This is a genomic window from Halorientalis brevis, assembly GCF_023077655.1.
This window is the reverse complement of sequence record NZ_JALLGV010000003.1, coordinates 371,803-397,426: the sequence shown is the minus strand read 5'-3', so window position 1 is coordinate 397,426 and position 25,624 is coordinate 371,803. Positions and strand designations below refer to the sequence as shown.

Sequence of the window (25,624 nt, the reverse complement as noted above, 5' to 3'; positions counted from 1 at the left end):
AGTGAGCAGGTGGCATGCTCCGGCGTATGGCGTCGGCACCAGTCGAGATCCTCCTCGGCATCTATCTCGGAATCCTCACCGGCATCATCCCGGCGCTCGTGTCGTGGGCGCTGGGATTCGGGTTTAAGTACTTCACCGGCGTGACCATCCCGCCCCTGGGCGTGTTGGTCCTGGCAGTCGCGCTCGCCGGAGTCAGCGGCGGCCTCCTCGCGCTGGCGAATCCGGCAGTGACCGAATCGGCGAATGCGCCCACGCTCGTCACCGGCATCCTCGTCGTGGCCGCGCTCTCGCTGTACGCACACGCGAAGGGCGATCAGATGGGCGAGACCGTGCCAAAGCGGCTCTCGCTGTCGACGCTCCGCGAGCGGACGCTCTCGCGTGACGTCGTCGAACTCATCGGCGGCCTCGACGAAGTCAGGATTCGCGTCACCGGCGACGTGGCGGACATGGAGGGGTTTCCACCGTTACCCGCCGACCTGCGGGCAGAGATCCGCGACGCCGAGTACACGTTCCCGGCGGACCTCCGGATCTCGGCGCTCGAAACGCGATTCGCCGAACGACTCCGGACCGAGTTCGACCTCGGCGACGTGGCCGTCAGCATCGACGAGCGCGGCCAGGCGTCGGTCGTCGCCGCCCCGCCGTTCTCGGGACTCTCGAAACGCGTCTCCATGGGAGAACGCGCAGTCTCCGTCGAGACGCTCGTTCCGACGGGACTCGCGCGCGGCGACGAGGTCCGACTCGTCACGGACGGCGGGCGACTCGTCGGAACCGTCGTCAGCGCGCAGTCGGACGAGAACGCGTCCGGCCGGGAGCAGCCGGCAGCGTCGACACGCGACGCGGCCAACCCGACTGAAGACGACGAGGAACCCGTCTCGTCGCCGGTCCGAGCGCCGACGACGACCGGCGGTCGCGGTCGGCTCACCGTCGCCGTCCCACACCGGGACGCGGGAGAACTGGTCGAGGCAGACGCCGTCCAGGTCGTCGTCGAGGCCCAGGGGAGCCGTCTGGAGTACGAACTCGTCTCGCTCCTCCGGCGAAACGGCAAGCTGTTCCAGCGGTTCACGGTCACGTCGGGCAGTCCGATCGAGGGCGCGACGCTCGGGACGGCAACCGTCCGGGAAGCCTACGGCGTCGCGGTGCTGGCGGTCAGACGGCAGTCCGGCTGGACGCTCGTGCCGACGGGAACCTTCGAGTTCACGGAGAGCGACGACGTGTTCGCCGTCGGCAGCCGCGACGCGCTCGACCGCTTCGCGGAGGCAGTCGCGTAGCGATGTCGATCGAGACGGCGGCGGGACTCGCGCTCCAGGACGTCTCGGTGATCGACAACCCGGTGATCGCCGTCACCCGACTGGTGGGGATGGCGCTCCTCTCGGGATCGCTCTCCGGCACCGTCGCGCTGGTGTTCCGGTGGTACGCCAACGAACGCGTCCAGCCCGGCCTCCCGGTTCTCGTCGGCCTCAGCGGGGTCGCTGCGTATCTCAACACCCGCCGCGCCCTCGGACACGTCATCACCGGGACGGGACCGGACCCGCTTTCGACGACGACGGCGCTGTTCAACGTCAGCGCGTTCCTCGTCGCCGGCGTCGCCGCGTACGGCGCGATCGCCGTCGGAGACCGCCTCGGCAAAGACGTGTTCGTCGCGGCCGGCGGTCGAAAGGTCAACGGCGAGGTGAGCCGCGTCGTCGAGGCCGTCGGCCGGGTCATCGCCGTCGAACTCCCCGAGGAGATCGACGACATCGTCGGCTACGATCCCGTCCCGGCGGAGACGAAAGCTCAGCTCGCCGGCCACACGTTCCTCTTTCCGAAGCGATTGACCGTCGGCGAGCTCGAACAGCGACTGCGAACCCGGCTCAAAGCCGACTACGACGTCGGCCACGTGGACGTCGACGTCGCAGCCGACGGCAGCGTCGAGTACCTCGCGCTGGGCGCGCGCGCCGCCGGGATCGGCCCGACGCTCCCGCCGGAAACGGCCGCCGTCGCGATCAACGCCGACCCCGCGTTCGCGGCCAGCGCCGGCGACGTCGTTCAGGTCTGGACGACCGACCCGATCGAGCACGTGACGACGGGCGAGATCCGCGGCATCGCCGACGACGTGGTGACCCTGGCGATCGACGCCGCCGACGCGGACGGACTCGATCAGACCACCCGGTACCGGCTGGTGACGCTCCCCGTCGAGCCACGCGCCGACCGCGAGTTCACGTCGCTGCTCCGGGCTGCAGACGAGACGATGAGCATCGTCACCGTTCGCGACGGGAGCCCGCTCGCCGGCCAGCCCCTCGGCTCGCTCGCCGTTACCATCATCGCCGTTCGGGTCGCCGACGGCGACGTCGAAACCCTCCCGAAACGCAGTCGTCTCGTCGATCCAGGCGACGCGCTCTACGCCATCGCTCGCCCGGAGGAACTCCGCAAGCTCGACGCGGCGGCTGCCGCTCGCGGCGACACTCCCGAGAGCGAGCCGACCGAGCCGCCCGCCGAAGGGGACTGAGCGGACCCGGAATCCTCTTTGTCGCCGCGGCCGCCTCTTCTGGTATGCAGTGGAAGCTCTTCGCCAATCTCGCGGAGACTGTCGGTACCAAGGAAGTCTCGGTGGACGTCGATCCCGGCGCGACGTTCGGCGACGCGCTGGACGCGCTCGTGGACGCCCACCCGGAACTCCGCGAGGAAGTGCTCGACGAGAACGGCGAGATCGAGGACCACATCCGCGTCCTCCACAACGGGGACAACCCGTTCGTCGAGAAGGACGGGTACGAGACGGAATTGGCAGAGGGCGACGAACTGGCGCTGTTCCCGCCGGTCAGCGGTGGCTAACTCTCACTCAGGTCTTTCTCCAGCACGAACTCGGGTGCCTCGCCGACGTTCGCCCGCGCGTACGCCGCGTCTGAGACGTGGCGCGCAGTTTCGGGGATGACGACCCGCGTCTCGTCCACGCCGAGCGCCGCGGCGTCGCGTTCGATGGCCGCGAACACCGTCTGCGCGGCCGGAACGTCCGTCCAGGTCGCGAAGCCGTACTCGGCGTACCGCGTCTCACCGTCCGTACTCTCGTAGTCACGCACGCGCACGGCCGCCGCGCGCGTCCCGTTCTCGCCCTGCACCGCGAACACGCGCTCGTCGTCGGCTACGTCCAACAGCTGCTGGCGAGACAGTTCCGAGACGGCCCACGTCTCCGTCGGATCGAGCATCAGGCCGCGAAGCTCCGCCGTCACCGCGGAGCGCTGCCAGCAACTCCAGGCGGCCGCGGCGTCGTCGGTGACCGACAGCTCCCCCGAGGTCTCGGCCGGCGCTTCGGCGTCGGCGTCAGGCTCCGGATGCGCGAAGCGAAACTGGGTCGCTGGTTCGAAGCCCACCGCTCGCGACTGCCCGAGGCCGGCGTCGTTCCACGAGAAAACGAGGTTGCGACACACCGTCGCGCCCCGGTCGCGCGCCCACTCGAACACGGCCTCGGTGAGCGCGACGGCGACGCCTTCACCTCGGAAGTCGGGGTCGACGCGCATCCCCTGTGCCCAGGCCTCGTGGTCGCTGAGCAGGACGCCCTGGCAGAGCCCGACCACGTCACCGTCGACTTCGGCGACGAGCGTCCGCTGGCTCGGACCGTCGGACGCTACCCACTCGCGGAACACGTCGGCGATGTAGTCGCCGACGTCGCGGTCGGCCCAGGTGTCCTCGGTGAACGCCGCGACCGCCTCGTAGTCGTCGGCCGCGGCCTGGCGGACGGTGGGCGCCATCGTCTCAGGTCCAGGGAACGGAGCGGTCGGTGATCTCGCCAGCGAGCGGTTCCTGCATCGTCTCGGCGACGTCCTCGGCGTTTGCGAGCGCCCACATCAGCTTGACTTTGGCCGTGCCGGGGAGCATGTCCTCGCCTTCGACGACGCCGGCGTCGAGCAGATCCCGGCCGGTGTCGTAGACGCGATCGCAGACGCGCCCGTCGAGACACTGGCTCGTCATCACGACGGCGGTGCCGGCGTCGGTCAGTTCGTCGATCGTCTCGATCCAGTCGGTGTTGACGTGGCCGAGACCGGTGCCCTCGATGACGACGCCCGCGGCGCCGTCGGCCGCGGCTTCGAGCAGCGCGGGGCTGGTGCCGGGCGTGAACTTCACGAGGTCCACGTCGGTTTCGAGGTCGTCGGCCAGCGCCAACTCGCGCTCGCCGCGCTCGACGTGGTCTCGGTTGAAGGTGACCTCCTCGGCGTCGTAATCGACCTGCCCGAGCGGTTCCGAGCCGACGGTCTCGAAGGCGTCGCGCCGAGAGGTGTGGTTCTTCCGAACGCGCGTCCCGCGGTGGAGCGCGCAGACGTCGTCGGACTCGCTTTCGTGCATGCAGACCAGCACCTCCGCGCAGTCGTCCTTGGCGGCCTCGACCGCGCAGACGGCGTTCATGACGTTGTCCGAGGACGGCCGGTCGGCCGAGCGCTGGCTCCCGGTGAACACGATGGGAACCGGCGTGTCGAGCATGAAGGCGAGCGCCGAGGCGGTGAACTGCATCGTGTCGGTCCCGTGCATGACGACGACGCCGTCCGCACCGGCTTCGATCTCTTCTTTCACTGCGTGGGCGAGGTCCTGCCAGACGTCGGGCGTCATGTTCTCCGAGAGGATGTTCGCGACGACGCGACCCCGGTAGTTCGCACGGCCGGCCAGGTCCGGGACGGCTCGCAGCACGTCCTCGGCGTCGAACTGAGCGGTCACTGCGCCGGTGCGGTAGTCGACGGTCGAGGCGATGGTCCCGCCGGTCGAGATGAGCGAGATGGTCGGCAGGTCCTCGTCGAACTCGATTTCGGACTCGCCGTCGGTGTCCTGTGCATCCTCGACGGCGTACACGTCAGATTCGAGTACTTCCACGTCCGCCGCGTCGCGGTCGACGCCGACGTTGTACCCGCTATCGAGCTTCACGACGAGGTTCTCCGTCGTCGTGGAGGGCAAGAGGACGCCCTCGTACGTCTGGTCCGCGCGGTCGACGCGGACCCGGTCCCCTGGGTTCATACGCTCGCGTACCGCACGCCCGGACTTGAAACCATCTTTTCGCGCACCGCGCCGGGAAAAGACTCACGTCCGCACAGGTCGAATTCTCACACACGATGGCTGAACGAACCGACCAGCGAGATCGGTCGGTCGACGACTCCGCAGACCTGCTCGACGACGCCGGCGTCAGAGCGGACGTCGATCCGGGCCCGGACGTCGACCGCGGACCGGGGCCGGACGAGCCGGCAGCAGCCGCCAGCGAGGCGACGATCACCAGCCGGCTCCGAGAAAGCCTGGCGTCGCCGTTCAGCGGCCTGTTCTCCGTGCGGGTGTTCCTGTTCGTTCTCGGACTCGTGCTGGTCGCGATGGTCGCCGCGGGGTCCGTCGTCCCGATCCCGTTCCTCGGCGGCCTCGCCGGGTTCGTCGGGATCGCGACGGTCGGGTTCGGCGTCGGACTCGCCGACGCCAGACCTCGGTACCTGGAGTTGCTGCTCGCCGGGGCGATCGCCGCCGGCCTCGGCACGCTACTCGACCACCTGATCCTCGCTGCGTTCGGGCTGGGACTGCCGCTGGTCGTGCTCGGCGTCGGTGCCGGGAGCCTCGCCGGACTCGTCGGCCACTACTTCGGTCGCGACCTGCGCGACGGCCTCACGAGAGACCTCTAGTCGCGGAGCCGCCACTGACCGCCGTCTTTGCCGACGATGCCACGCTCGGCGAGTTCCGACAGGGCCTCCCTGACGACCGGGTTCGGGGCTTCGGTGCGCCGGGTGAGCTCGTCGACGGTCTTCGGGCCATCGGCGAGCGTCCCCAGGAGGTCAGCGTACAGTCGCGTGTCGTCGGTCCCGAGTTCGTCGCTGAGTCGCTCCATCACGTCGGCGAGTCTGCCCTGAACCCACCGCTGGGCCATCGACAGCTCGTTCTCGAGCTGTTCGAGCGTGTTCAGCTCCGCGGCGAGGTCGGCGAGTTCGCTCGCGTCGTCCGTGTTGAACTCGATCTTGAGATGGCGGCAGGTCGATCCCACGTCGAGACTCTGGCTGGCCGGGTAGGCGCTTTTCATGCCGAACCCGTAAGGGGAGACGCTCACCTCCAGGCGGAGGTTCTGAGAGATGAAGTAGTACTTCCGGCGCTGGTCGTCGACGCGACTCTCGATGAGGCCCGCCTCCTCTAACTTCCGGAGGTGGTCGATGACTGCCTTGGGGCTCACACCGAGGTACTCGCTGATCTCCGTCACGTAGCAGGGCTTCCGTGCGAGCAGCCGGAGGATACGCCTGCGATTCTCGTTACCCAGGAGGTTGAGTAACTCGGCGGAGTCCATTTACCGGACGTAAGCGAAGGGTAGTGAAAAGGTTAACTGCAAGCCGCCGGCGCGTCACCGACCACGTGGGTTGCCGTTGCCGCCCGGTTGGGAGCCCCCATTGCCGCCCGGTTGGGAGCCCCCATTGCCGCCCGGTTGGGAGCCCCCATTGCCGCCCGGTTGGGAGCCTCCACCGCCGGCCTTCTGAGAGTCTCCGTCACCGGCCTTCTGGGAGTTGCCACGGTCGGCGTTCTCGTTGGGTTCATCGCCAGCGCTTCCACTGGACGGGTTCTCGTCGGCACTCGGGCTCCCGGCGCCCTGACCGTCACCGCTCTTCGGGTTTCCCGAACCACTGCCCGCGCTCTCGCTATCCTCGGAAGCGACGCCAGTATCGTCGTCAGGAGCGTTCGCTGCCCCGTTAGCTGCGTTTTCGGAGTCACCTGACCGCCTGGACTCGCCCGCGTTTGGAGTCCCGCTGTCGGACCCGTTGTTCCCAGGGCCTTCTGACGCGTCGTCGGCCCGTCCGGGCGCCGACTCTGACGGCCCCGTCTCGTCGGCCCCGGTCTCATTCGCGTTCGGGCCGGCCTTCGCCGGTTTCCCAGGAGCATCGGGCCCGTTCGTCTCGTTGGCTGGACCGACGTCCGCCGGTCGACCAGGTTCGGCTGGCTTCCCAGTGTCATCGGGTCGACCAGCGTTCTCCGGTGGGCCGGCTTCTTCCGGTTGGTCAGCACGGTCCGGCGGCCCACGCTCGTCGCGTCCAGGCGGGTTCACGACGGGGAGCCGCCTGGCGGTCTGTGCGACCTCGCGGCCGCTCACGTTTGCGGCTTCGGTTCGCAGTCGGTCGAGTCGCGTGTCGTTCACACCGGCGCTCGTCGCCGCGGTCTCGGTGTCGTTGATAGATTGCTGGAGCGAGTCGATCTGTTTCGTGAGATGAGTCGCCTGCGCCACGTAGGCGACCTCCGGAAGCGTGCCGTTCTCGTGTCTGGCCTCCAGGTCGCCCATCCGCGCTTCGAGACGGTCCAGTCGACGGTCGAGCGTCCGGATTCGGTTCTCGACGACGCGGTCCCGTTGGGAGCCGTTCGACGCGTTGAACTCCGCCCGCCACATGCCCGCGTCGATGGACCCGTTGACCTCGGCCGAGCTCGCCTGCATAAACGAGGAGATCTGCGTCCCCAGGCTCACGCCACCGCTACTCGATCCGTTCGTCTCGTTTGCCGCGAGCGCTGCCGCCGGGCCCGTGGCCCCGTCACTGGCCGTCGAGCCAGCAGCCGGGGCCACCGCGAGCGCAGTCCCCACAGCGACCAGTAGTACAACCAACGTAGCCTGACGGACGCTCATGTTACTCACCCCTTATCCAGAAAGACACAAAAAAGCGAACATCCGTTCGTACCGTTCAACCGACCACGTTCGCGGACTCACATCGTCTAATAGCGTTTACTTTCCGTTCTGACCCGGTAATCTATCGAGCGCGAGACCGGCGAGCGCGACTGAGAGCAGGGAGAGTATAACCGTCGAAACGACCAGTACGAGCGTCGGTTCGTACCGCAACGGCGGATGCAGGCCGAACCCGTAGTCGAGGATATCGTTTCCCACCGACAGGACGAGTGCGGCCGCCAGCGCGCCCCGAGTAGTCGCTCCATAATGGGGGATTAGGTACGCTTCAGCGACGAAACCGAGGTGCGTGAGGATGATACCGAAGTACGCCCACACCGCTGGAAAGTACGCCGTAAAGCCGAGATTGAGGGCGACGAACGTCCACAGTCCCATCTTCACGAGCCACACGAACGCGAGCGTGTGGAGGTACGCCAGGACCCGCGTCCGAGGCACGGCGTCGAGCGGCCGGCCGATGAACGGAAGCAACGTGGCGATCGACAGCGCCATCAGGAACACTGCGACCGGCGAGTCGACGTAGAACGGCCAGAGGAACGTCGAGACCCCGGGCATCGTCGCGACGTAGTATTGGATGCCGACCAGCACCGCGAACACGTTCGCCACGAGCAGCCAGACGAGGCTCGGCGCGTTTCCGAGATAGTACTGTGCCCACCGCGCGGGGATGACCCGCCCCTCACGTCGCCACATTACCCCATCCTGCCCGCCCGTCCCCAAAGCCGTGTCGCCTCCGACCGCCCGAACCCGCTGTTTGCACGACGGCATAAGTCCACTGGCCAAGGCTTTTATCCGATCGGTTGGTAGGCGTTATCGTATAGCATGTTCGAACGGTTTTCGAGCGGATACTACCTCGGCCGGTTGTACGTCGAGCCGGACGAGCGGGAAACGGCAGCCATGTGTCGCGAGCAACACGAGCGAGTCAACGAACAACTGTATACAGACGGCGAGGGCATCCAGCGCCTCGACAACCCGCTCGTGATGAAACTCGACGCGAGTCACTTTCCGGTGACGGGCGACGATGGGCTCCCGCCAAATACGCTCGCAGTCCCCGAAACCGTGCTCGAAGACAGTCGAATTCGGAACCCGCCCGCGCTCCGAGAGGTCCTGCTCGCAAAGGCCGATCGGGCCAAACAGCTCCTCGAACTGACGGGCCAGTTCGAGTTCGACGAGGAAAGCGACGGCAGCGGTTTCGGCGGGAATTTCGGCGGCCAGGCATTTTAAGCCCTCAGCGATTCCCTCTCCGGTGATGCTGGACCAGCTGCTCGGGCGCGCCGAACTGAAAGCGCGCATTGCGGACCTCGAAGACGAGAAGGAACACCTGGAACGACAGCTCGACGCCGAGCAGGAACGCCGCGCGGACGCGGCGAGCGCCCGCCAAGAAGCCGAAAAGCGCGTCAACCGGCTCGAAGACCGCATCGCCGAACTCGAGGGCACCGTCGACCGACTCGAAGGCGACGACGGCGGCCACCTCGACTTTCGTCGCACCGAACGGCTCCGCGGCGAGCGGCTGACCGAAGTCCTGGACAGACTCGACTCCGTCGAGACGGAACGCGAAGGCGCGCTGACGGCCTACGTCGACGCAGACGTCCCCGACCGCGTGCGGGACGCACTCGGTGAACGGGCGGCGCTCGTCTCGCGGGCCGCCCCCTGTCTCGTCTGCGTCGACGACGCGGGGCTCGTCAGCACGGCGCTTTCCGTGCCCGCACCGCCGGCCCCGTTCGCCGAGTGGAGCGCCGGCTTTTCGTTCGAGCGATCGTGGCTCGAACCGACCGGCGAGTTCACGCTCGCGCTGGTCCGATCGGACCTGTTCGCCATGGGGGAGTACGACGGCCGCGAGCGGACCGCCTTCCACGGGTTCGACTCCGAGCTGAAGAGCCAACACTCCAAGGGCGGGTTCTCCCAGGCGCGCTTCGAGCGGCTCCGCAACGAGCAGATCGACACCCACGTCGACCGCTGTCTGGAAGCGCTCGACGAGCGCGAGACCGAGCGGCTGTACGTCGTGGGCGAACGGACGGTTCTGGGCGAGTTCTCCGACGTGGCCGACGCCACGGCGACGGTCGACGCGACCGGCGATCCCGAGGACGCGCTGGCGGACGCGTTCCACGACTTCTGGACGGTCAAACTGCGCGGGCTCTGACCGTCAGCGCGACTCGACGCGACGACCCACGACAACCAGTCCCAGGAGCGCCGCGAGTGCGGCGATCGCAGTGAATCCGGGACCGTCGCCGCTGGAGGTCGTCTCGGTCGCAGTCACAGTCTCGGACGACTCTGCGTCGCTCCTTTCGGTCGCAGTCACAGTCTCGGTCGAGTCGGCGTCGCTCCTCTCGGTCGCAGTCTGCGTCTCTGTCGACTCGGTGTTGCTCCCAGCGGTGTTGTTCTGACGCGGTGACTCGGGCAGTTCGTCGAAGTCCAGCGGTGCCGGGAGCGCACCGGCACGAAGTGCGAGCGAGAGGTCCCGCGCTTCGGACATGTTCGCTGCCGTGATGACGAACTCGGGATCGTTCACGAAGTCACCCGTCTCGAACGTCTGGGCGAGTCCAGCACTCATCTGGGCCGCGGAGACGACCTCGCCGTCGTACACCGTGTACAGACAGTGGCCCGAGGCGTTGTCGGGGTCTTCCTTCGCAGTGTCGGTCTGGCAGTCCGCGATACCCTCGTCGCTCGTGAACCCGAAGTTCTGCATCGCGTTGGAGTAGTTTTGGGCGGCCTCGTCCGTCAGCGTGACCGGAACGAGAGGGGTGGTACCCGGCCGCCCCGACCGTGCCGAGCCGACGGTCTCGAAGTCTTCGTTCGTCAGCAGCGTCACGTCCCGATGGACGGTGTCGCCGTCGCGCTGGACCGGGAAGTGAGCGACCATCTCGACGCGTCCCTGGAAGGTGAGATTCTCCACGATCACGGCGGGGTCTGTATCGGTCGCCCTGATGCGGACACCACGAGCACCGCCGTCGGTCGTCACCGACGCAACCGTCGCGTCGATATCTGCGCCAGCGAGGCGCTCGTCGATGATCCTGACCGTCTCGGTCTGGGTATGTGCGCTCACGCCGTCGTGAACGGTCGCGGCCGACGCGTTCAGGCCGGCGGTTCGGAGCGCATCGCGCAGGGCCGTCGTCGAGACGTTGCCCTCGCGCACTTCGACCGCGGTCTCTTCGGGCGCGACGCGGACCGTTTGTTCGTCCACGTCGAGTTCGGCGGCGACAGTCGCGCGGATGTCGTCCACGTCTGCGTCCGGCGAAATCGTGACGTTCGTCGCTGTCGTCCCTTCGATCTCGGCCGTCAGGACGGTCTCGTTCCCGTTCGGGACGGTCGCTGCTCCGGCCGCCGAGCCGACCGTCATCGCGACGGCCAGCGCGGCGAACGCCAAGAGGACTGCAGGGCGGCGCATGACCGTAGATGACGCTCATCTAACACAAAAAGGAGGCGGTGGCGGTGTTTATGTCCGGGGACGCCGACACCCCGGCCATGAACGTCGCGATCCTCGCCCACGAGCAGTTCCCCGACCGGGCCAAGACTGCCGTGGGCATCCTCCGCTACGCGGACTACGACGTGGCCGCGGTCCTCGACCGGGAGACTGCGGGCGACCGCGTCGCCGACCACCTCGCCGACGAGCGCGTCCAGGACGCCCCCATCGTCGCCGGAATCGACGGCGTCGAGGGACCGCTCGACGCGCTCGTCATCGGCATCGCACCGATCGGTGGCGGCTTCGAGGAGTCCTGGCGGGCCGACGTCCGCGGCGCGCTCGGACGCGGCTGCGACGTCGTCTCCGGCCTGCACTACTTCCTCGAATCCGACGAGGAGTTCCGAACCCTCGCTGCAGAGCACGACTGCGACATCTGGGACGTCCGCAACCCGCCCGACGACCTCACCGTCTCGGCCGGGCGGGCGGCCGACGTGGACGCCGACGTCGTCCTGACGGTCGGGACCGACTGCTCGACGGGGAAAATGACCACCAGCGTCGAACTCGTCGAGGCCGCCCGGGAGCGCGGCGTGGACGCGGCCCTGATTCCGACGGGCCAGACCGGCATCATCGTCGAGGACTGGGGCATCCCCGTCGACCGCACGGTGAGCGACTTCACCGCGGGCGCGGTCGAGCGCATGGTCCGCGAGCGCGGCGCCGACCACGACCTGCTCGTCGTCGAGGGCCAGGGCTCGATCACGCACCCGGCCTACTCGGCGGTGACCTGCGGCATCCTCCACGGCGCGATGCCCGATCGACTCGTCCTCTGTCACGAGGCCGGCCGGGAAGCGATCCACGGCTATGAATCGTTCCCGATCCCGCCGCTTCCCCAGGTGGTCTCGCTGTACGAGGACCTCGCCGCACCGGTGTCGGCGGCGGACGTCGTCGCCGGCTCGCTGAACACCTCGCACCTCGACGACGGTGACGCGAACGAAGCGATCGTGGAGTACGCCACGACGCTGGACGCGCCAGCGACGGACCCCATCCGGTTCGGGACCGACGAGATCCTCGACGCCGTGCTATGACCCTCACCACGGACTTCACCTGGCACGACCTGCCGCTCGACGTTCCCTTCGGTATCTCCCGGGGGACGACCGAGCGGTCCGGCAACGTCGTCGTCCGCGTCACCGACGAGGACGGCACCGTGGGAATCGGCGGCGGCGCACCGGTGGAGTACTACGGCGAGAGCCGCGAGAGCGTCGAAAGCGTGCTGCCGGACTTGCTCTCGGTGGTCGAGGACGTGGACGACCCCTTCCAGCTCCAGCGCATCGAGCGACGGCTGCGAGACGTGGTCGGCGACGCGACCAGTGACCCCGCGGCCCGCAGCGCCGTCAGCGTCGCCCTCCACGACCTCGTCTGTAAGCGACTCGACGTGCCGCTGTATCGCTACTGGGGCCTCGATCCGGACCGGCCCGTCACGTCGTCGTTCACCATCGGCCTGGCCGACACCGAAGCGATGGCCGACCGCGCCGCCGAGACCGTCGACGCCGGCTACTCGGTCCTGAAAGTGAAGCTCGGGACCGACCGCGACAGGGAGGTCGTCAGGGCCGTCCGCGCGGCCGCGCCCGAGGCGACCGTCCGCGTGGACGCCAACGAGGCGTGGGACCCCGATGAGGCCGTCGCCATGACGGAGTTCCTGGCCGACCACGGCGTCGAGTTCGTCGAACAGCCGGTCCCAGCAGCCGATCCGGAGGGGCTGGCTCGCGTCCGCGAGGAGGGCGCGCTCCCCGTCGCAGCCGACGAGAGTTGCGTCACGGCCCGGGACGTGCCGGCAGTAGCCGACAGCGTCGACGTCGTGGTCGTCAAGCTCGCGAAGTGCGGCGGGCTCCAGGCGGCGCGCCGACAGATCCACACCGCTCACGCGCACGACCTCGACGTCATGCTGGGCTGTATGACCGAGAGCAACGCCTCCATCGCGGCCGCCGCCCACCTCACGCCGCTGGTCGAGTACGCCGACCTCGACGGCGCGCTCCTGCTGGCGGACGATCCCTTCGACGGCGTGCCGATGCCGGGCGGACGCATCGACCTCACAGCCAGCGTCGGGCCGGGCACGGGAGTCTCGGAGCGATGAGGGTCGGCGACGAGCGGGGCCGACGGGCGGCGCTCGTCCTGCTGCTCGTCGCCCTGCAGGTGGGGATGCTGTTCGATTACGGACGGTACGTCGAACGCCGACCGACCGCCGAGGACTTCGCCGACGACTACGGGACGTACGTCGGCCGGACAGTGCAGTTCGACGGTACCGTCGTCGCGACGGACCCCACAGTCGTCGCCGTCGACGGGACGAGCGACCGGCTCGAACTGACGTTGCACGGGTTCGATCGGTCCGTCGAGCGAGGCACGGCCGTCGACGTCTTCGGGACCTTGCACGCCGACCACACCGTGCAGGTCAAAAGCGGCGTGGCACAGCAGACGGCGAACAGAATGTACATGTACGGCATCAGTTTCGTCGCGCTCGTGTTCGTCGTCGGCCTCGGGCTGCGGGACTGGCGGTTCGACGCCCGGGCCCTCGTGTTCCGAAAGCGGAGGGACGAGTAGATGCCGGACTTCATGACGCACGTTCTCGTCGCGTACGTCGCGCTCCAGGTGAGCGCGTGGCGCGTCGACTGGCTCACGCGACCGCGGATCGTGACCGGGATGGCCGGCGCGCTCGTCCCCGACCTGGTGAAGGTCAAGCTGCTCGTTCCGTCCTATCAGGTCGAATCCGCCCTCGGCGTGGCGTTCTCGTGGGAGCCGCTCCACCGGCTCGGTGGTGCCCTGCTGACGGCGGCGATTCTGAGTCTCTTCGTCGAGCGGTCCGAGCGGCGCGTCGTGTTCCTGCTGCTGGTCGGGGGCCTCCTCTCGCATCTCCTGCTCGACGCGTTCCTCCTCCGCCCGGTGCCGTACACGTACGACCTCCTGTACCCACTGACGCACTGGCGAGCGCCGATCTTCGATCTGGACCTGTACCTGTCCAGCGATTACTGGCCGTCGATCGCGACGGGGGCGGTAGCACTGGTCGTGTTCGGCGTGACGCGGCGGCGGGAGTGAGAACGGGCCGGCCCTTACAGCCACTCGGCGAACGTGTCGTGCTCGTTCGAGCGCCGGACGTACTCTGTTTGCATCGTCGCCAGGGCGGCCTGGAGGTCGGCACCGTCGGCCAGCGCCTCGCGCACGCGCTCGATCTTCCACTGACTCGGCGTCGTCCGCGCCTCCCAGCGGGTTTCGAGGGGGCCGAGGTACGTCTCGACCGTCGACTCGGCCACGCCGAGGTCGTCGAGGCCGCGACGGGCGTACTCGAACACCTCGGCGAAGACGGTCTCGGGATCGTCGGTCCGCTCGCCGTCCGCGGTGATCCACGCGAACTCGGCGTCCAGCCCGTTCTCGACGACCGAGTAGAAACAGGCCTCGGCGGCGTCCCAGTCCAGGTCCGTAAGTGGGTGGTCGTCGACGACGAGGCCGTTGACGAGCCCGCCGACGAGACACTGGAACCCGACGATGTCGCGGATCGACGGTTGCGTCGGGAGGGGACGGTACTCGATGCGGAGCGAGCGCTCGTCGCTCAGTCCGTCGACGGGGTCGCCGCCGATGACAGTCCGGAGCCACCGCCAGTACGTCCCGCGCTTGTGATCGAGTTCCCAGAAGTTGTCCGCGTACACGTCGCCCTCCCCCTCGCCCGCGAGCCACTCCGAGAGGAACGGGGAGACGACCGGGTCCGCGACCAGGTAGTCCACCACGTCGGTCGCCGTCTCGACGTCGTCGGGCACCCGGACTTTCCGTTCTCCCGTCTGGTTGACCGACTGCTCGAAGGCGGCGATCCGGAGTTCGTGGTGGGTCTCGGTCAGGAGGCGCTCGGGGTCGACGTCCTCGTCGTACAGGTCACCGGGCAGGAACGGCGAGTTCGTCGCCAGCGCCAGCACCGGACCGAGCGTCCGGATGGCCGCGTTGTAGTATCGGGGGAACGCGTCCGTCGAGGGGATCTGGACGTGCGGTTGGATAGAGGTCGCGAGCGATTCGAACAGGATCGTCGGGAAACTGATCGACGCGCCCGGGACGTCGAACTCGATCTCGCCGCCGGCCTTCCGGACGCAGTCGCGGTCGATGCCCCAGTAGCGCGAGATCGCACGCATGTTCGAGGGGACGGTCACCCCGTCGCGTTGCTCGGTGGCGGCGAGGTACTGGTAGCTCCCCTCGTCCGGTGGGAGCGTCCACATGGCGTCGAGAACGAGGTCGCACCCCGCGTCGCGAGCCGCGTTCTGTGCCGCCGCCCACTGCGTCCGGAGCGCGTCGGCCTGGGCTTCGATCCCGGCAGTCGTGAACGGGTCCGGGTCGGTGTTCAGTTCCGCGTTGTGCAGGCCGAGTTCCTTGTTGCAGGCGTCGAAGACGTCGTCGGGAATCCGGGTCAGCGCGCCGTCGTCGACGGCGTACACTTCCAGTTCCAGCCCGACGGCGAACCCGTCGGTGTCGAGGGCGCCACGGGCGAGTTCCTCCCGCAGGAACGCCGCCTGCTCCTCGACGCGAGCCCCGAACGTCGGGTAGGTGTCGGCCGACAGCGACCGCTCCACCAGTTCCACGCGATCGGTCATTGCTCACAACCTACGAGAGCGGTCGGTTTAGCCTGTCGATTGTTCTCACCGTTTAAATTCCCGGAACATCGTCACGATATTTTTTTGATGGAGTGGCGAGAATTCAGTGGTACGAATGGTGGGGGACATAGTCACGGTCGCCGGGGGGAAAGGCGGTATCGGGAAAACGACGACGGCGATCAACGCGGGCGTCGCGCTCCAGGAAGCGGGCCACGAAACCGTCGTCGTCGACGCCGATCTCGGCATGACGAACCTGGGGAAGATTCTCGACTTGGATCACCAGCCGCGACTGCATCACGTGCTGGCAGGGGAAGCCGAGATGAGCGAGGCGATCACCGACGGGCCGGAGGGACTGTCGATTCTGGCCGGCCACGAGAGCCTCGAAGCGTTCGCCCACGGCGATCCGTCGAACCTCCGGCCGGTGTTGCACTCGCTGGCCAGGAACTACGACGTCGTCCTCGTCGACACCGGCGCGGGCGTCTCACAGGAGACGATGATTCCGATGGACGCCTCGGACGGCGTGCTCCTGGTCACGACGCCGAAATCGGTGTCGATCGTGGACGCCCGGAAGATGTCCGAACTCGCCGAGCGCGTCGAAACGGACGTCGTCGGGGCCGTCGTCACCAAAGCCGACAAGGACACGGCAGTGTCGGCCGTCGCCGACGAACTCGACGAGGAGATCCTGTCGGTGGTGCCCCAGGACGACGTGGCCGCGGCCGAGGAACCGCTCGTCGTGACCGCCAGCGAAAGCTACGCCGCACAGGCGTACCGCCGGCTCGCGATGAAGCTCACGGACTACGTCGGGACGCCCGTCAAACAGACCGCGGAGTCATAGGACGCACGCCGGTCGCACAGCGGCGCCGGCCTCTTCACCCGCTCCTGAAAGCGATCAGAAACGTCCTAAATAATTACACGCAAGGTATTTTTCCCTGTGAGTAGATATATCGGGTACGCAATGGGGGAAGTGTACGCCATCGCCGGGGGAAAAGGTGGTGTCGGGAAGACGACGGCCACCATCAACACCGGTATCGCGCTCGAACAGGAGGGACACGACGTCGTCATCGTCGACGCCGACCTCGGCATGACGAACCTGGGAGGGATGCTCGGCATCGAGCACACGCCGACGATCCACGACGTGCTGTCCGGTCGCGCACCGCTCAGTGAGGCGCTCGTCGAGGGACCGGCCGGCGTGACCGTGCTGCCGGGGGCCGACCGACTGGAGGCGTTCGTCGACGCCAGTCCGGAGAACCTGCGACCGCTGATCGACGAACTGCGCTCGTCGTTCGACGCCGTCATCGTCGACACCGGCTCCGGGCTCTGCCAGGAGACCGTCGTCCCGATGCGAGTGGCCGATTCGGCGCTGCTCGTGACCACGCCAGAAGAGGTCGCCATGGAGGACACGCGGAAGATGGCCGACCTGGCCGATTCGGTCGACACGGGACTGCTCGGGGCCGTCGTCGTGCAGGCCGAGCCGGACACGACGATCCCGGAGATCGCCGACGAACTCGGCGTGACGGTCCTGGCGGCGGTCCCGAAAGACCGCGACGCAGCCAGCGACGAACCGGTCGTCGTCAACTATCCGGACCACCTCGCGACGCAGGCCTACCGGACGCTCGCCCAGAAGGTCGGGAACTTCGTTACGGCCCGCGCGTCGGACTGAGACGGTCTGCTGGAAGGCAGTGACGCATGGACCACCCACCATCGGGTGATCGCCGCGGTACCCAGTGACGGCAAACCGTCTGAGCCGAGCCGCCGTGTCGCCCGGCTCTCAATACACTTATCCCATACGGTCGGCTTGCCACGGGTATGAGCGAGGTCACGGTCACGCTACCAGACGGTTCGACCCTCTCCGTCGCGGAGGGGTCCACCGTCGAGGACGTCGCCTACGAGATCGGACCGGGATTGGGGAGTGACACTATCGCGGGCGTCGTCGACGGCGAACTCGTCGACAAGCACGCGCCACTCACCGAGGACGTCGAGATCGAGATCGTCACGGAGTCCGCCGACGAGTACCTCGACGTGCTACGTCACTCCGCGGCCCACGTCTTCGCCCAAGCGCTCCAGCGGGAGTTCCCCGACGCGAAACTCACGATCGGCCCCTGGACGGACGACGGGTTCTACTACGACGTCACCGGCGTCGACATCGACGAGGACGATCTCGAAGACATCCAGGCGGAAGCCGAACGGATCATCGAGGCCGACTACGACATCGAGCGCGAGCTCGTCGACCGCGAGGAAGCGTTCGAGCGCTACGAGGACAACCCCTACAAACAGGACGTCCTCGAGACGGAAGCCGCCGGCGAGGACCCCGTCTCCTTCTACCAGCAGGACGATTTCTACGACCTCTGTCAGGGACCGCACGTCGACTCGACCGGCGAGATCGGCGGGTTCGAGCTGCTGGAGATTTCGGCGGCCTACTGGCGCGGCGAGGAGGAGAACGACACGCTCACCCGCGTGTACGGGACCGCCTTCCCCACCGAAGAGGGGCTCCAGGAGTTCCTCGAACAGCGCCGCAAGGCCGAGGAGCGCGACCACCGGAAGATCGGCCAGGAGATGGACCTGTTCTCCATCGACGAGACGACCGGGCCGGGGCTCCCACTCTATCACCCCAACGGGAAGACGATCCTGAACGAGCTGTCGGACTACGTCGCCGGGCTCAACCGCGACGCGGACTACCGCGAGGTTGAGACGCCCCACGTGTTCCGGACGGAACTCTGGAAGAAGTCCGGCCACTACGAGAACTACCGGGACGACATGTTCCTGCTGGACGTCAACGACGAGGAGTACGGCCTGAAGCCGATGAACTGCCCAGGCCACGCCACCATCTTCGACCAGGGCCAGTGGAGCTACCGCGACCTCCCCGTCCGGTACTTCGAGGACGGGAAGGTCTACCGGAAAGAGCAGCGGGGTGAACTCTCGGGGCTCTCGCGCGTCTGGGCGTTCACCATCGACGACGGCCACCTGTTCGTCCGCCCGGACCAGATCGAAAGCGAGGTCGAGGCGATCATGGACATCATCCTCGACATCCTCGACACGTTCAACCTCACCTACACGGTGCAGTTCGCGACCCGCCCGGAGAAATCCGTGGGCAGCGACGAGATCTGGGAGAGAGCCGAAGCCCAGCTCGAATCCGTCCTGGAGGACGCGGACATGGACTACGTCGTCGAGGAGGGCGACGGCGCGTTCTACGGCCCGAAGATCGACTTCGCGTTCGAGGACGCCCTCGGTCGCCACTGGGACGGCCCGACGGTCCAGCTGGACTTCAACATGCCCGAGCGGTTCGATCTGACCTACACGGGCGAGGACAACGAGGAACACCGGCCGGTGATGATCCACCGCGCGCTGTACGGCAGTTACGAGCGGTTCTTCATGGTGCTCACCGAGCACTACAACGGGAAGTTCCCGACCTGGCTGGCCCCCGAGCAAGTACGGATATTACCGATCAGCGACGACAACATCCCCTACGCCAAGGAAGTCAAGCACCGCCTGGGCGACTACCGCGTGACCATCGAGGACCGCTCCTGGACGGTCAAAAAGAAGATCCGCCAGGCCCACGAGGATCGGGTCCCCTACATGCTGATCCTCGGTGACGACGAAGAGGAAGCGAAGACGCTCTCCGTTCGCGACCGCAAAGAGCGCGAGACGAAAGACGTCGAGATCGACGCGTTCCGCGAGCACCTAGAGAGCGAAGTCGGCGAGCAGCGGCCGGACCCGGACTTCCTGGACTAGGCGTTCGAATCCATTTCTCGCAGCACGAACGGCCCGATGGCGAGCGTCCGCTTCGCGACGGTCGCGATGCGCAGGATGTACGCGACCAGCAGGACGAACGGCGTCAGTGCGACGACCGTCGCCGCGCTCGTCAGCCAGACGATGCCGTCGACGCCCAGGACGGTCCAGGCGACCGACGCGCCGTCGTCGACGTAGACGATCATCGCGACGGAGACGGCAAGGGCGGGGAGCGCCGTGTACAGGAGCACGCGCGAGAGGTCGATGAGTTCCCACTGGAAGTACAGCGTCTTGACGTGCTCGCGTGCGGGACCGAACAGCTCGAGGAGTTCCAGTAGTTCGTCGAGAGCGTTCGTCACGTCGTCCGGGAGTGCGTCGCCGTGCTCGGCACGGATGCGACGGGCCTCGTAGATCTTCACCGAGTAGTTGAAGTTCAGTGCGGCAGACACCACCGCGAACGTCCCGAACTGCGCGCCGTCGAGTTGCTGACTGACTCCATCGGCGTTTTGACGGATCTCCGCCGTGAGCGACTGAATCTCCTCGCGTGCCTGCGGGTCGCTGCTCTCGGTCGCGGCCGCCGCGAGCGTCTCGCTCCTGGCCGCCGCCGCGTCGACGAGTGCCCCCAGGAATGCACTGGGTTCGGCAGGCACGACGCCCACCGACAGCGTCGACGCCAGGTCCTGGCGGAACGAGAGCGCCCCCTCCATGCGGTCGCGCTGGTCGCCCAGCGGGCCGAGTTCCTGCGAGAGCACGAGCTGGTTGATCGTGACGACGAGCGTGACGCCGGTGATGATCGCCGTGGTGAGCGCCTGGAAGAGCGTATCGATCGGGTCCGTGGACGTGAGCGCCGAGCCGAGCGAAACGGGATCGAAATGCCCGAGCACGACGAACGTGAGAAACAGCCCGGCGAGCACCACGCCGGCGAGTACCCATCGATTGGCCTCCAGCAGGAGCCACAGTTTCAGCCGACTGCCCGGGACGCGACTCCGCATCGTGTCGGCGCCGTTGTCCTGATCCGCGTTCGAGGCCATGCGAAAAGGTCGCCCCACAGCCGGAAATCAGTACGCCCGGGCAATCGCCGGCCGGGCCACCGGTCCAGTGTCGTCAGCTCTTCTCTTCTTCTCTGAGTTCTTCGAGTTCCGCGTCGAGTTCCTCGTCGCTGACCTCGCTGTCGCCGGTCTCGGTGTCCGTCGTCTCCACGTCGGTCTCGACGTCGTCCGCTACCTCCCCGTCGCCTTTGCCCATCTCCTCTTTGAGCGTGTCGAGTTCGGCGTCGACCTCGCCTTCGGTGCGCATCTCTTCGAGTTCCCGGTCCAGTTGGTCCTTGTCCGAGAGGGCGTCCTCGAAGGCGCCGCTCTCCTGGAGTTCGTCCATCGCGGCCGCGCGGGCTTCCATCTCGTCGGTGCGTTCCTCGGCGCGTTCGATCGCCCGCCCGACGTCTTCCATCTCCTCGCCGGCCCCAGTCATGGCTTCGGAGACGCGGTTGGAGGCCTCGGCGGCCTTGTACCGGGCTTTCATCGTCTCTTTCTTGGTGCGGAACTGCTCGATGCGGCTCTGGAGCTGATCTTTCTTCTCGATGAGCTGATCCTGTTGGCGCTGGAGCTGCTGAATCTGGGACTCCAGATCCTCGATCTGGTTCATCTTCTGCTTTTTCTTCTCCAGTGCGCGGCGAGCGAGGTCTTCGCGATCCTGTCGCACTGCTTCCCGGGCCTGCTCGTTGTGTTTGTCGACGTTCTCTTCGAGGCGGCGCTGCTGAATCTCCAGGCGCTTTTTCTGGGTCGTGAGGTCGGCGATGCCCTGCTTTACCTCCTGGAGTTCGTCGCGGAGCTGCTCGTAGGAGTAGTCCAGCGTCTCGGCTGGGTCCTCCGCCCGGTTCAAGACGGAATTGATCTTCGACCGGATGACGTAGGAGGCGCGCGAGAGGATACCCATGTCGGCCCGTTGGGCACCGTCGACCTTAAAACACTTACACGCATCGAGGTCGAGAAACAAATATGAGCGACGAGATCCGCATCGCGGGCGCCCGAGACGTCCGCGCGACGGTCGATACGCCCGACGCCGACGCTGCAGTCGTCGCCTGCCCGCCGCACCCGCAGATGGGCGGCTCCCGGACCGATCCGCGACTCCGGGGCGTCGGTGACGCGCTCGCCGACCACGGCATCGCCTGCCTCCGCCTGGACTACGGGCCGTGGGACGAGGGGAAGGGAGAACGACTGGACGCGCGGAACGCCCTCGCGTACGCCCGGGACCGCTACGAGCCGGTCGGGCTCTTCGGCTACAGCTTCGGCGCGGCCGTCGCGCTGCTCGCCGCGGCCGACAGCGACCCCCAGCCGGCGGCCCTCGGCGTGTTGTCACCGCCAGCGGCCGCCGGCCACGAGTTCGAGACCGTCGCTGCCCTCGACGGCATCGACTGTCCAGTCCAGGTACTGTACGGTGAGCGCGACGAGACCGTCGACTGGGAGCCGGTGGTCGAGCGGGCTCGCGAGCGTGGCTGTGCCGTCGATTCCTACCCCGCCGATCACTTCTTCGTCGGACAGACGGAGCAGATCGCCGCGCGCGTGGCCGACTTTTTCGCCGAGGCGCTGTAAGCTCAGGAGCGACGGCGCCACTGCGGGTCGGCGTCGAGTTCCGGGAGCGCCGCTTCGAGGTCGGTCTGCGTCGCACCGTAGAACCGTTTCCGACCGACGGGCGTCCGGACGCGGACGATGACGGTGTTGCTCGTCGCCGCGTAGAACGAGAGTCGCCGCGGCGTTTCCGTGTGCGTCCACTCGCTGTGGAGCGTCGATTCCCCGTCCTCGACGATTCGAGCACCCAGTTCCCAACTCAAGCGAGTCAGAGCCGAGAGGGCAGACGGCACAGCAGGCGGCAGATCGACTGTGTCCGTGTCAGCGTCCCTCGGGGCATGAGTCGCCATACCACAGGACTAGACTGACGTGATTAAGAATGTACCTATTTCGACGAGAGCCGGGGCGTCAGTTCGCTTCGGATTCGGCCTGGACGACGTCGATGTCGACCTCGGCAGGGTCGAGGCCGACGCGGGCGAACTGGGTGCGGATGTGCTCCTCGGCGGCGTCGATGGCCTGCTCGCGGGTCTCGAACCCGTGGGGCATCGGCGACTCGAACGCGACGTTCAGTTGCCGACCGTCGATCTCGGTCTGTTGTCCGCCGCTTTCGACCTCGTAGAAGGAGTCACAGACCCAGATGTAAGGGGCGTCCTCGTCGGGCGCGCCCTTGAACGACGGGGAGCGCTCGCCGCGCTCGTACAGCGTGCCGGTCAGGTCAGTGCCGCCGGCGTGGCCGCTAATGAGTAACATACCCACACGTACGTGACGAGCAGGGAAAAAGTCACCTGTGGGGGTGGTCGAGCACCCTTCTTCCTGGCAGGCCCGGAGACGGAGATCAGCGTTCGGCTTGGCGACGCAGGGCAGGACCAGATCGGCCTGTCGGTCGACGTCATAGCATTTCGCGTCGGACTGGTCGACGCCCCCGCTCGCGTGTTGCCTGTCGTCGGACATGGCAGGTAAGGGTACCACGGCGACCCGTTTGACCGTCGTGGCGGGCTCCTGCGTGGAGACGGACGATCGGTTTCGCGGTGCCCGTCTCAGTCGAGCGAACGTATCGCCGAGCGGCGACAGGGGAAACGCGTTTGACCCGGGGGTCCGATGGAGCCAGTATGTCAGATCTGGGTGACTTTACGGATTTCGACGCAGACGACGGGGGTGACGAGGACGACGACGCGCCGAGCGAGGAGACGGTTGCAGACGACGCGTCGCCGACTGAGCCGACGACCACCGACGCGACGGACGCCGACGCGGAGACGCCGGAGTTCGAGACGGTCGACGTCTCGCCGGCGGGCAGCGACCGTGGCATCGGCGTCCTCTCGGCCTCCGAAGGACTGACGATCAGCGAGGACCCGGACGACACGGCCCTGCGCGCGTACGTGACGGTCCAGAACCGCTCGCAGGTCCGCATCGGCAAGTACCTGCTCGTCCCGTATCCCGACGACGAGCGGTTGTTCTGTCGGATCACGGCGCTGGAGTACGCCCAGGAGTTCCGGACCGACGACGCGACCGAGATTCACGCGCGGCGCGCGATGCGCTCCCGGGGCATCGACGAACAGGACTTCAAGTTCATCGCCACGCTGGAGCCAGTGGCGGTACTCTTCGAAGAAGACGGGGAACTCAAGCGCCGGATGACCGACCGGGTTCCCAAGCCCGAAACAGTGGTCCGGGCCGCGACAGACAAGAGCGAGATCAAGACCGGCCTGAAGATCCCCGAGGACGGCGTCTTCCTCGGGCACCTCGCAGTGGGCGGCGAGCGCGTCCAGACCGCCGCCGAACCGCCGACCATCGACTACCGGCTCAAAGACGACTACGACGCGGGCGACCCGCTCGTGTTCCGCCACACCCTCGTCGCCGGGGGGACTGGCTCCGGGAAAACCCACGGCTCGAAGAACATCCTCCGGCAATACCTCGACGAGGACCGCAGCTATCCGGTCGCCTCGGGGAGCGACCGGGAAGTGCAGACCGCCGTCGTGCAGTTCGACCCCCAGGACGAGTACGCCCAGATGCACGACGACAACCCCGACATGACCGACGAGGACCGGCGACGACTCGAACGGGAAGGCGTCGCCTACGGCGGCCACGACGACACCGTCGCGTTCGTCCCGAAAGTCGGCGGCAGTTCCTACGCCGCCGACCACCACCGCGCCGAGCAGGTCGAGTTCACCATCCCGTTCTCGATGGTCCGGGGCAACCCCTGGCTCGTCTCCGGCGGCGGCCTCAACGACAACCAGTACTCCGCGTTGCGCTACCTCCTGAAGCGCTTTTTCGACAACTACGGCTCGAACGGGAGCTACGAGCAGTTCATCTCGTTTCTCGACGACCCCGCGCTCAAGGAGGAACTCGACGAGAGCGGGCGCGTCCACGAGGCGACGTTCGACGCCGTGCGCCGGCGTGCGCGGGGCTTCGGCGACGTGTTCGACCAGGACGCCCGGCCGATCACCGAGCTGATCCACGAGTTCGTCCGTCCCGGTGGTCTCACGGTCGTGCCGACCTACCACATCAACGAGAGCCGGACCACCGAAACGATCGTCCTGGCGCTGTCGAGTCTCCTGGTAGACGAGAAGCTCTCGAACGATCCGCACTTCGACCGGATCAAAGAGACGCCCCTCGTCGTCGGGATGGACGAGGCCCACAACTTCCTGACCGACGCCGACAGCGTCCAGGCCCGGAAGGTCATCGGGAAGTTCACCGAGGCGGCGAAACAGGGCCGCAAGGAACGGCTCGGCCTCTTCCTCATCACCCAGGACCCCCAGGACATCGCCGAGCCGGTGTTCAAGCAGATCAACACGACCGTCGTCCTCAATCTCGGCGACGACGACGCGATCTCCGCGGTGAACATCCCGTCGAACCTCGAAGCCAAGGTCCCCTACATGGAGAAAGGCCAGATGGTCGTCTACTCGCCGGACAACTCCGAACCGGTGGAACTCATCGGCCTCCCGGTGTGTGTCACCAAACACGGCCGCGACTGAGCACCCGACGGTCCCCGTCGAGCACGAACTATTTAATCGTGGTAGATGTTATGGAATACCATGAGCAAGCGAATCTTGGTTCCGCTGGACGGGTCGTCGCAGGCCTGGGAAGCCTTCGAGTTCGCCATCGACGAATTTCCGGACGACGAACTCGTCTTGCTCAACGTCATCAATCCCGCCGAGGCGGGCTACAGCGCGCAGGCGTCCATCCCGAGTTTCTCGGAGGAGTGGTACGAGCACGCCCAGTCCGAGGCCGAGCATCTGTTCGAGCGCGCACGAGACCGGGCGAACGGCCGCGACGTCGTCGTGACCGAGGACACCGTCGTCGGCAAGCCCTCGCGTGCGATCGTGCAGTACGCCGAGGAACACGACGTCGACCAGATCGTCATGGGGAGCCACGGCCGCTCGGGCGTCACGCGCATCCTGTTGGGCAGCGTCGCCGAGAACGTCGTCCGCAGTTCGACGATTCCCGTGACCGTTGCACGGTAAACCACTTTTTTACGTCGGGGGGTCGCTCCCAGCGACCCCCATCGCAAAAACCTGGACTAAAAACTGCTGCCGGCTCGCTTCGTCGCCGGACTACGTCCGGCTGCCAGCGGGACCTTCGGTCCCTCCCTGCTCGCGGATGCTTGTCTGCTCAATAGATGATCTTATTGATTGGATTGAGACTACATCCTGGTTAGGAGTCGTGATGTCACCAATCCGTTCATACT

Annotated in this window: 27 protein-coding genes; 16 read left to right on the top strand and 11 right to left on the bottom strand. The window is 67.1% G+C overall.

The genetic code is table 11. From position 1 onward, the window contains the following. Positions 1-26 precede the first annotated feature (26 nt). From MU553_RS07445 to MU553_RS07435, 3 genes are read left to right on the top strand one after another with little or no spacing between them, the layout of a single operon-like run. A complete protein-coding gene (locus tag MU553_RS07445) occupies positions 27-1,268 on the top strand; it encodes a potassium channel family protein (RefSeq protein ID WP_247377264.1) in 1,242 nt (413 codons plus the stop codon). A 2-nt stretch (positions 1,269-1,270) separates the two neighbouring features. Further along, entirely contained in the window at positions 1,271-2,485 is a 1,215-nt protein-coding gene (locus MU553_RS07440; protein ID WP_247377261.1) for a TrkA C-terminal domain-containing protein, read from the top strand. 44 nt (positions 2,486-2,529) lie between these two features. After that, complete coding sequence (locus MU553_RS07435) at positions 2,530-2,808, top strand: ubiquitin-like small modifier protein 1 (RefSeq protein WP_247377259.1); 279 nt, start codon at positions 2,530-2,532, stop codon at positions 2,806-2,808. Here the strand turns inward: MU553_RS07435 and MU553_RS07430 are convergent. Beyond that, on the bottom strand, positions 2,805-3,722 hold the full coding sequence (locus tag MU553_RS07430) for a GNAT family N-acetyltransferase (RefSeq protein ID WP_247377257.1): 918 nt from the start codon (positions 3,720-3,722) through the stop codon (positions 2,805-2,807). The two genes, MU553_RS07435 and MU553_RS07430, sit on opposite strands and share 4 nt — an antisense overlap. A 4-nt stretch (positions 3,723-3,726) precedes the next feature. After that, positions 3,727-4,974, bottom strand: coding sequence for a Glu-tRNA(Gln) amidotransferase subunit GatD (gene gatD / locus MU553_RS07425; RefSeq protein ID WP_247377255.1), 1,248 nt, complete (start codon positions 4,972-4,974; stop codon positions 3,727-3,729). Between the two features lie 95 nt (positions 4,975-5,069). Between gatD and MU553_RS07420 the strand changes: the two genes are divergently transcribed. After that, a complete protein-coding gene (locus MU553_RS07420) occupies positions 5,070-5,618 on the top strand; it encodes a hypothetical protein (RefSeq protein WP_247377253.1) in 549 nt (182 codons plus the stop codon). Here the strand turns inward: MU553_RS07420 and MU553_RS07415 are convergent. The 3 genes from MU553_RS07415 to MU553_RS07405 all read right to left on the bottom strand — a co-directional run bounded on the left by MU553_RS07415 (position 5,615) and on the right by MU553_RS07405 (position 8,326). Then, positions 5,615-6,268, bottom strand: coding sequence for a metalloregulator ArsR/SmtB family transcription factor (locus MU553_RS07415; protein ID WP_247377251.1), 654 nt, complete (start codon positions 6,266-6,268; stop codon positions 5,615-5,617). The genes MU553_RS07420 and MU553_RS07415 overlap by 4 nt on opposite strands. Positions 6,269-6,322: 54 nt before the next feature. Further along, the gene (locus MU553_RS07410; RefSeq protein WP_247377249.1) at positions 6,323-7,585 is read right to left on the bottom strand and encodes a hypothetical protein; all 1,263 of its coding nucleotides are present in this window, start codon (positions 7,583-7,585) and stop codon (positions 6,323-6,325) included. 96 nt (positions 7,586-7,681) lie between these two features. Beyond that, positions 7,682-8,326, bottom strand: coding sequence for a DUF1405 domain-containing protein (locus MU553_RS07405; protein WP_247377247.1), 645 nt, complete (start codon positions 8,324-8,326; stop codon positions 7,682-7,684). 129 nt (positions 8,327-8,455) lie between these two features. On the opposite strand from MU553_RS07405, the gene MU553_RS07400 reads away from it, so the two are divergent. Beyond that, on the top strand, positions 8,456-8,857 hold the full coding sequence (locus MU553_RS07400; protein WP_247377246.1) for a DUF5802 family protein: 402 nt from the start codon (positions 8,456-8,458) through the stop codon (positions 8,855-8,857). Between the two features lie 25 nt (positions 8,858-8,882). Then, positions 8,883-9,773, top strand: coding sequence for a Vms1/Ankzf1 family peptidyl-tRNA hydrolase (locus tag MU553_RS07395; RefSeq protein WP_247377243.1), 891 nt, complete (start codon positions 8,883-8,885; stop codon positions 9,771-9,773). Positions 9,774-9,776: 3 nt separating this feature from the next. On the opposite strand, the gene MU553_RS07390 is transcribed toward MU553_RS07395, so the two are convergent. Continuing rightward, positions 9,777-11,018 carry a SecDF P1 head subdomain-containing protein gene (locus tag MU553_RS07390; protein WP_247377241.1) on the bottom strand — a complete coding sequence of 414 codons (1,242 nt, stop codon included), beginning with the start codon at positions 11,016-11,018 and terminating at the stop codon, positions 9,777-9,779. 77 nt (positions 11,019-11,095) lie between these two features. Between MU553_RS07390 and MU553_RS07385 the strand changes: the two genes are divergently transcribed. The 4 genes from MU553_RS07385 to MU553_RS07370 are packed head-to-tail and all read left to right on the top strand — an operon-like array spanning position 11,096 to position 14,117. Further along, positions 11,096-12,115: an N-acetyltransferase DgcN family protein gene (locus MU553_RS07385; protein WP_247377571.1), complete on the top strand. Its 1,020-nt coding sequence runs from the start codon at positions 11,096-11,098 to the stop codon at positions 12,113-12,115. Then, complete coding sequence (locus MU553_RS07380; RefSeq protein WP_247377239.1) at positions 12,112-13,161, top strand: dipeptide epimerase; 1,050 nt, start codon at positions 12,112-12,114, stop codon at positions 13,159-13,161. The genes MU553_RS07385 and MU553_RS07380 overlap by 4 nt, the downstream gene beginning before the upstream one ends. Next, positions 13,158-13,625 carry an OB-like fold-containing membrane protein gene (locus MU553_RS07375; RefSeq protein WP_247377237.1) on the top strand — a complete coding sequence of 156 codons (468 nt, stop codon included), beginning with the start codon at positions 13,158-13,160 and terminating at the stop codon, positions 13,623-13,625. Before MU553_RS07380 ends, MU553_RS07375 begins: the two co-directional genes overlap by 4 nt. Beyond that, positions 13,626-14,117 (top strand): metal-dependent hydrolase, encoded by a 492-nt coding sequence (locus tag MU553_RS07370; RefSeq protein ID WP_247377235.1) that lies wholly within the window; start codon positions 13,626-13,628, stop codon positions 14,115-14,117. Positions 14,118-14,131: 14 nt separating this feature from the next. Here MU553_RS07370 and MU553_RS07365 read toward each other — a convergent pair whose 3' ends face one another. Further along, on the bottom strand, positions 14,132-15,652 hold the full coding sequence (locus MU553_RS07365) for a glutamate-cysteine ligase family protein (protein ID WP_247377233.1): 1,521 nt from the start codon (positions 15,650-15,652) through the stop codon (positions 14,132-14,134). 115 nt (positions 15,653-15,767) lie between these two features. Between MU553_RS07365 and MU553_RS07360 the strand changes: the two genes are divergently transcribed. From MU553_RS07360 to thrS, 3 genes are all read left to right on the top strand, one after another. Further along, on the top strand, positions 15,768-16,487 hold the full coding sequence (locus MU553_RS07360; protein ID WP_247377231.1) for a MinD/ParA family ATP-binding protein: 720 nt from the start codon (positions 15,768-15,770) through the stop codon (positions 16,485-16,487). A 120-nt stretch (positions 16,488-16,607) separates the two neighbouring features. Next, positions 16,608-17,312 (top strand): MinD/ParA family ATP-binding protein, encoded by a 705-nt coding sequence (locus MU553_RS07355; RefSeq protein ID WP_247377229.1) that lies wholly within the window; start codon positions 16,608-16,610, stop codon positions 17,310-17,312. Positions 17,313-17,458: 146 nt separating this feature from the next. Continuing rightward, entirely contained in the window at positions 17,459-19,381 is a 1,923-nt protein-coding gene (thrS, locus tag MU553_RS07350; RefSeq protein WP_247377227.1) for a threonine--tRNA ligase, read from the top strand. Here the strand turns inward: thrS and MU553_RS07345 are convergent. After that, positions 19,378-20,409: a DUF7972 family membrane protein gene (locus MU553_RS07345; RefSeq protein ID WP_247377225.1), complete on the bottom strand. Its 1,032-nt coding sequence runs from the start codon at positions 20,407-20,409 to the stop codon at positions 19,378-19,380. The two genes, thrS and MU553_RS07345, sit on opposite strands and share 4 nt — an antisense overlap. A gap of 73 nt (positions 20,410-20,482) precedes the next feature. Next, on the bottom strand, positions 20,483-21,310 hold the full coding sequence (locus MU553_RS07340) for a PspA/IM30 family protein (RefSeq protein WP_247377223.1): 828 nt from the start codon (positions 21,308-21,310) through the stop codon (positions 20,483-20,485). 62 nt (positions 21,311-21,372) lie between these two features. Between MU553_RS07340 and MU553_RS07335 the strand changes: the two genes are divergently transcribed. Then, entirely contained in the window at positions 21,373-21,966 is a 594-nt protein-coding gene (locus tag MU553_RS07335) for an alpha/beta hydrolase (protein ID WP_247377221.1), read from the top strand. 2 nt (positions 21,967-21,968) lie between these two features. Here the strand turns inward: MU553_RS07335 and MU553_RS07330 are convergent, their stop codons facing one another. Both MU553_RS07330 and MU553_RS07325 read right to left on the bottom strand, forming a co-directional pair. Then, positions 21,969-22,292, bottom strand: a complete 324-nt coding sequence (locus MU553_RS07330) for a hypothetical protein (RefSeq protein WP_247377219.1) — start codon at positions 22,290-22,292, stop codon at positions 21,969-21,971. Between the two features lie 58 nt (positions 22,293-22,350). Beyond that, the gene (locus MU553_RS07325; protein WP_247377217.1) at positions 22,351-22,692 is read right to left on the bottom strand and encodes a YfdX family protein; all 342 of its coding nucleotides are present in this window, start codon (positions 22,690-22,692) and stop codon (positions 22,351-22,353) included. A gap of 359 nt (positions 22,693-23,051) precedes the next feature. On the opposite strand from MU553_RS07325, the gene MU553_RS07320 reads away from it, so the two are divergent. Further along, positions 23,052-24,911 (top strand): ATP-binding protein, encoded by a 1,860-nt coding sequence (locus tag MU553_RS07320; RefSeq protein ID WP_247377215.1) that lies wholly within the window; start codon positions 23,052-23,054, stop codon positions 24,909-24,911. Positions 24,912-24,971: 60 nt separating this feature from the next. Next, a complete protein-coding gene (locus tag MU553_RS07315) occupies positions 24,972-25,400 on the top strand; it encodes a universal stress protein (RefSeq protein WP_247377213.1) in 429 nt (142 codons plus the stop codon). Positions 25,401-25,624 lie beyond the last annotated feature (224 nt).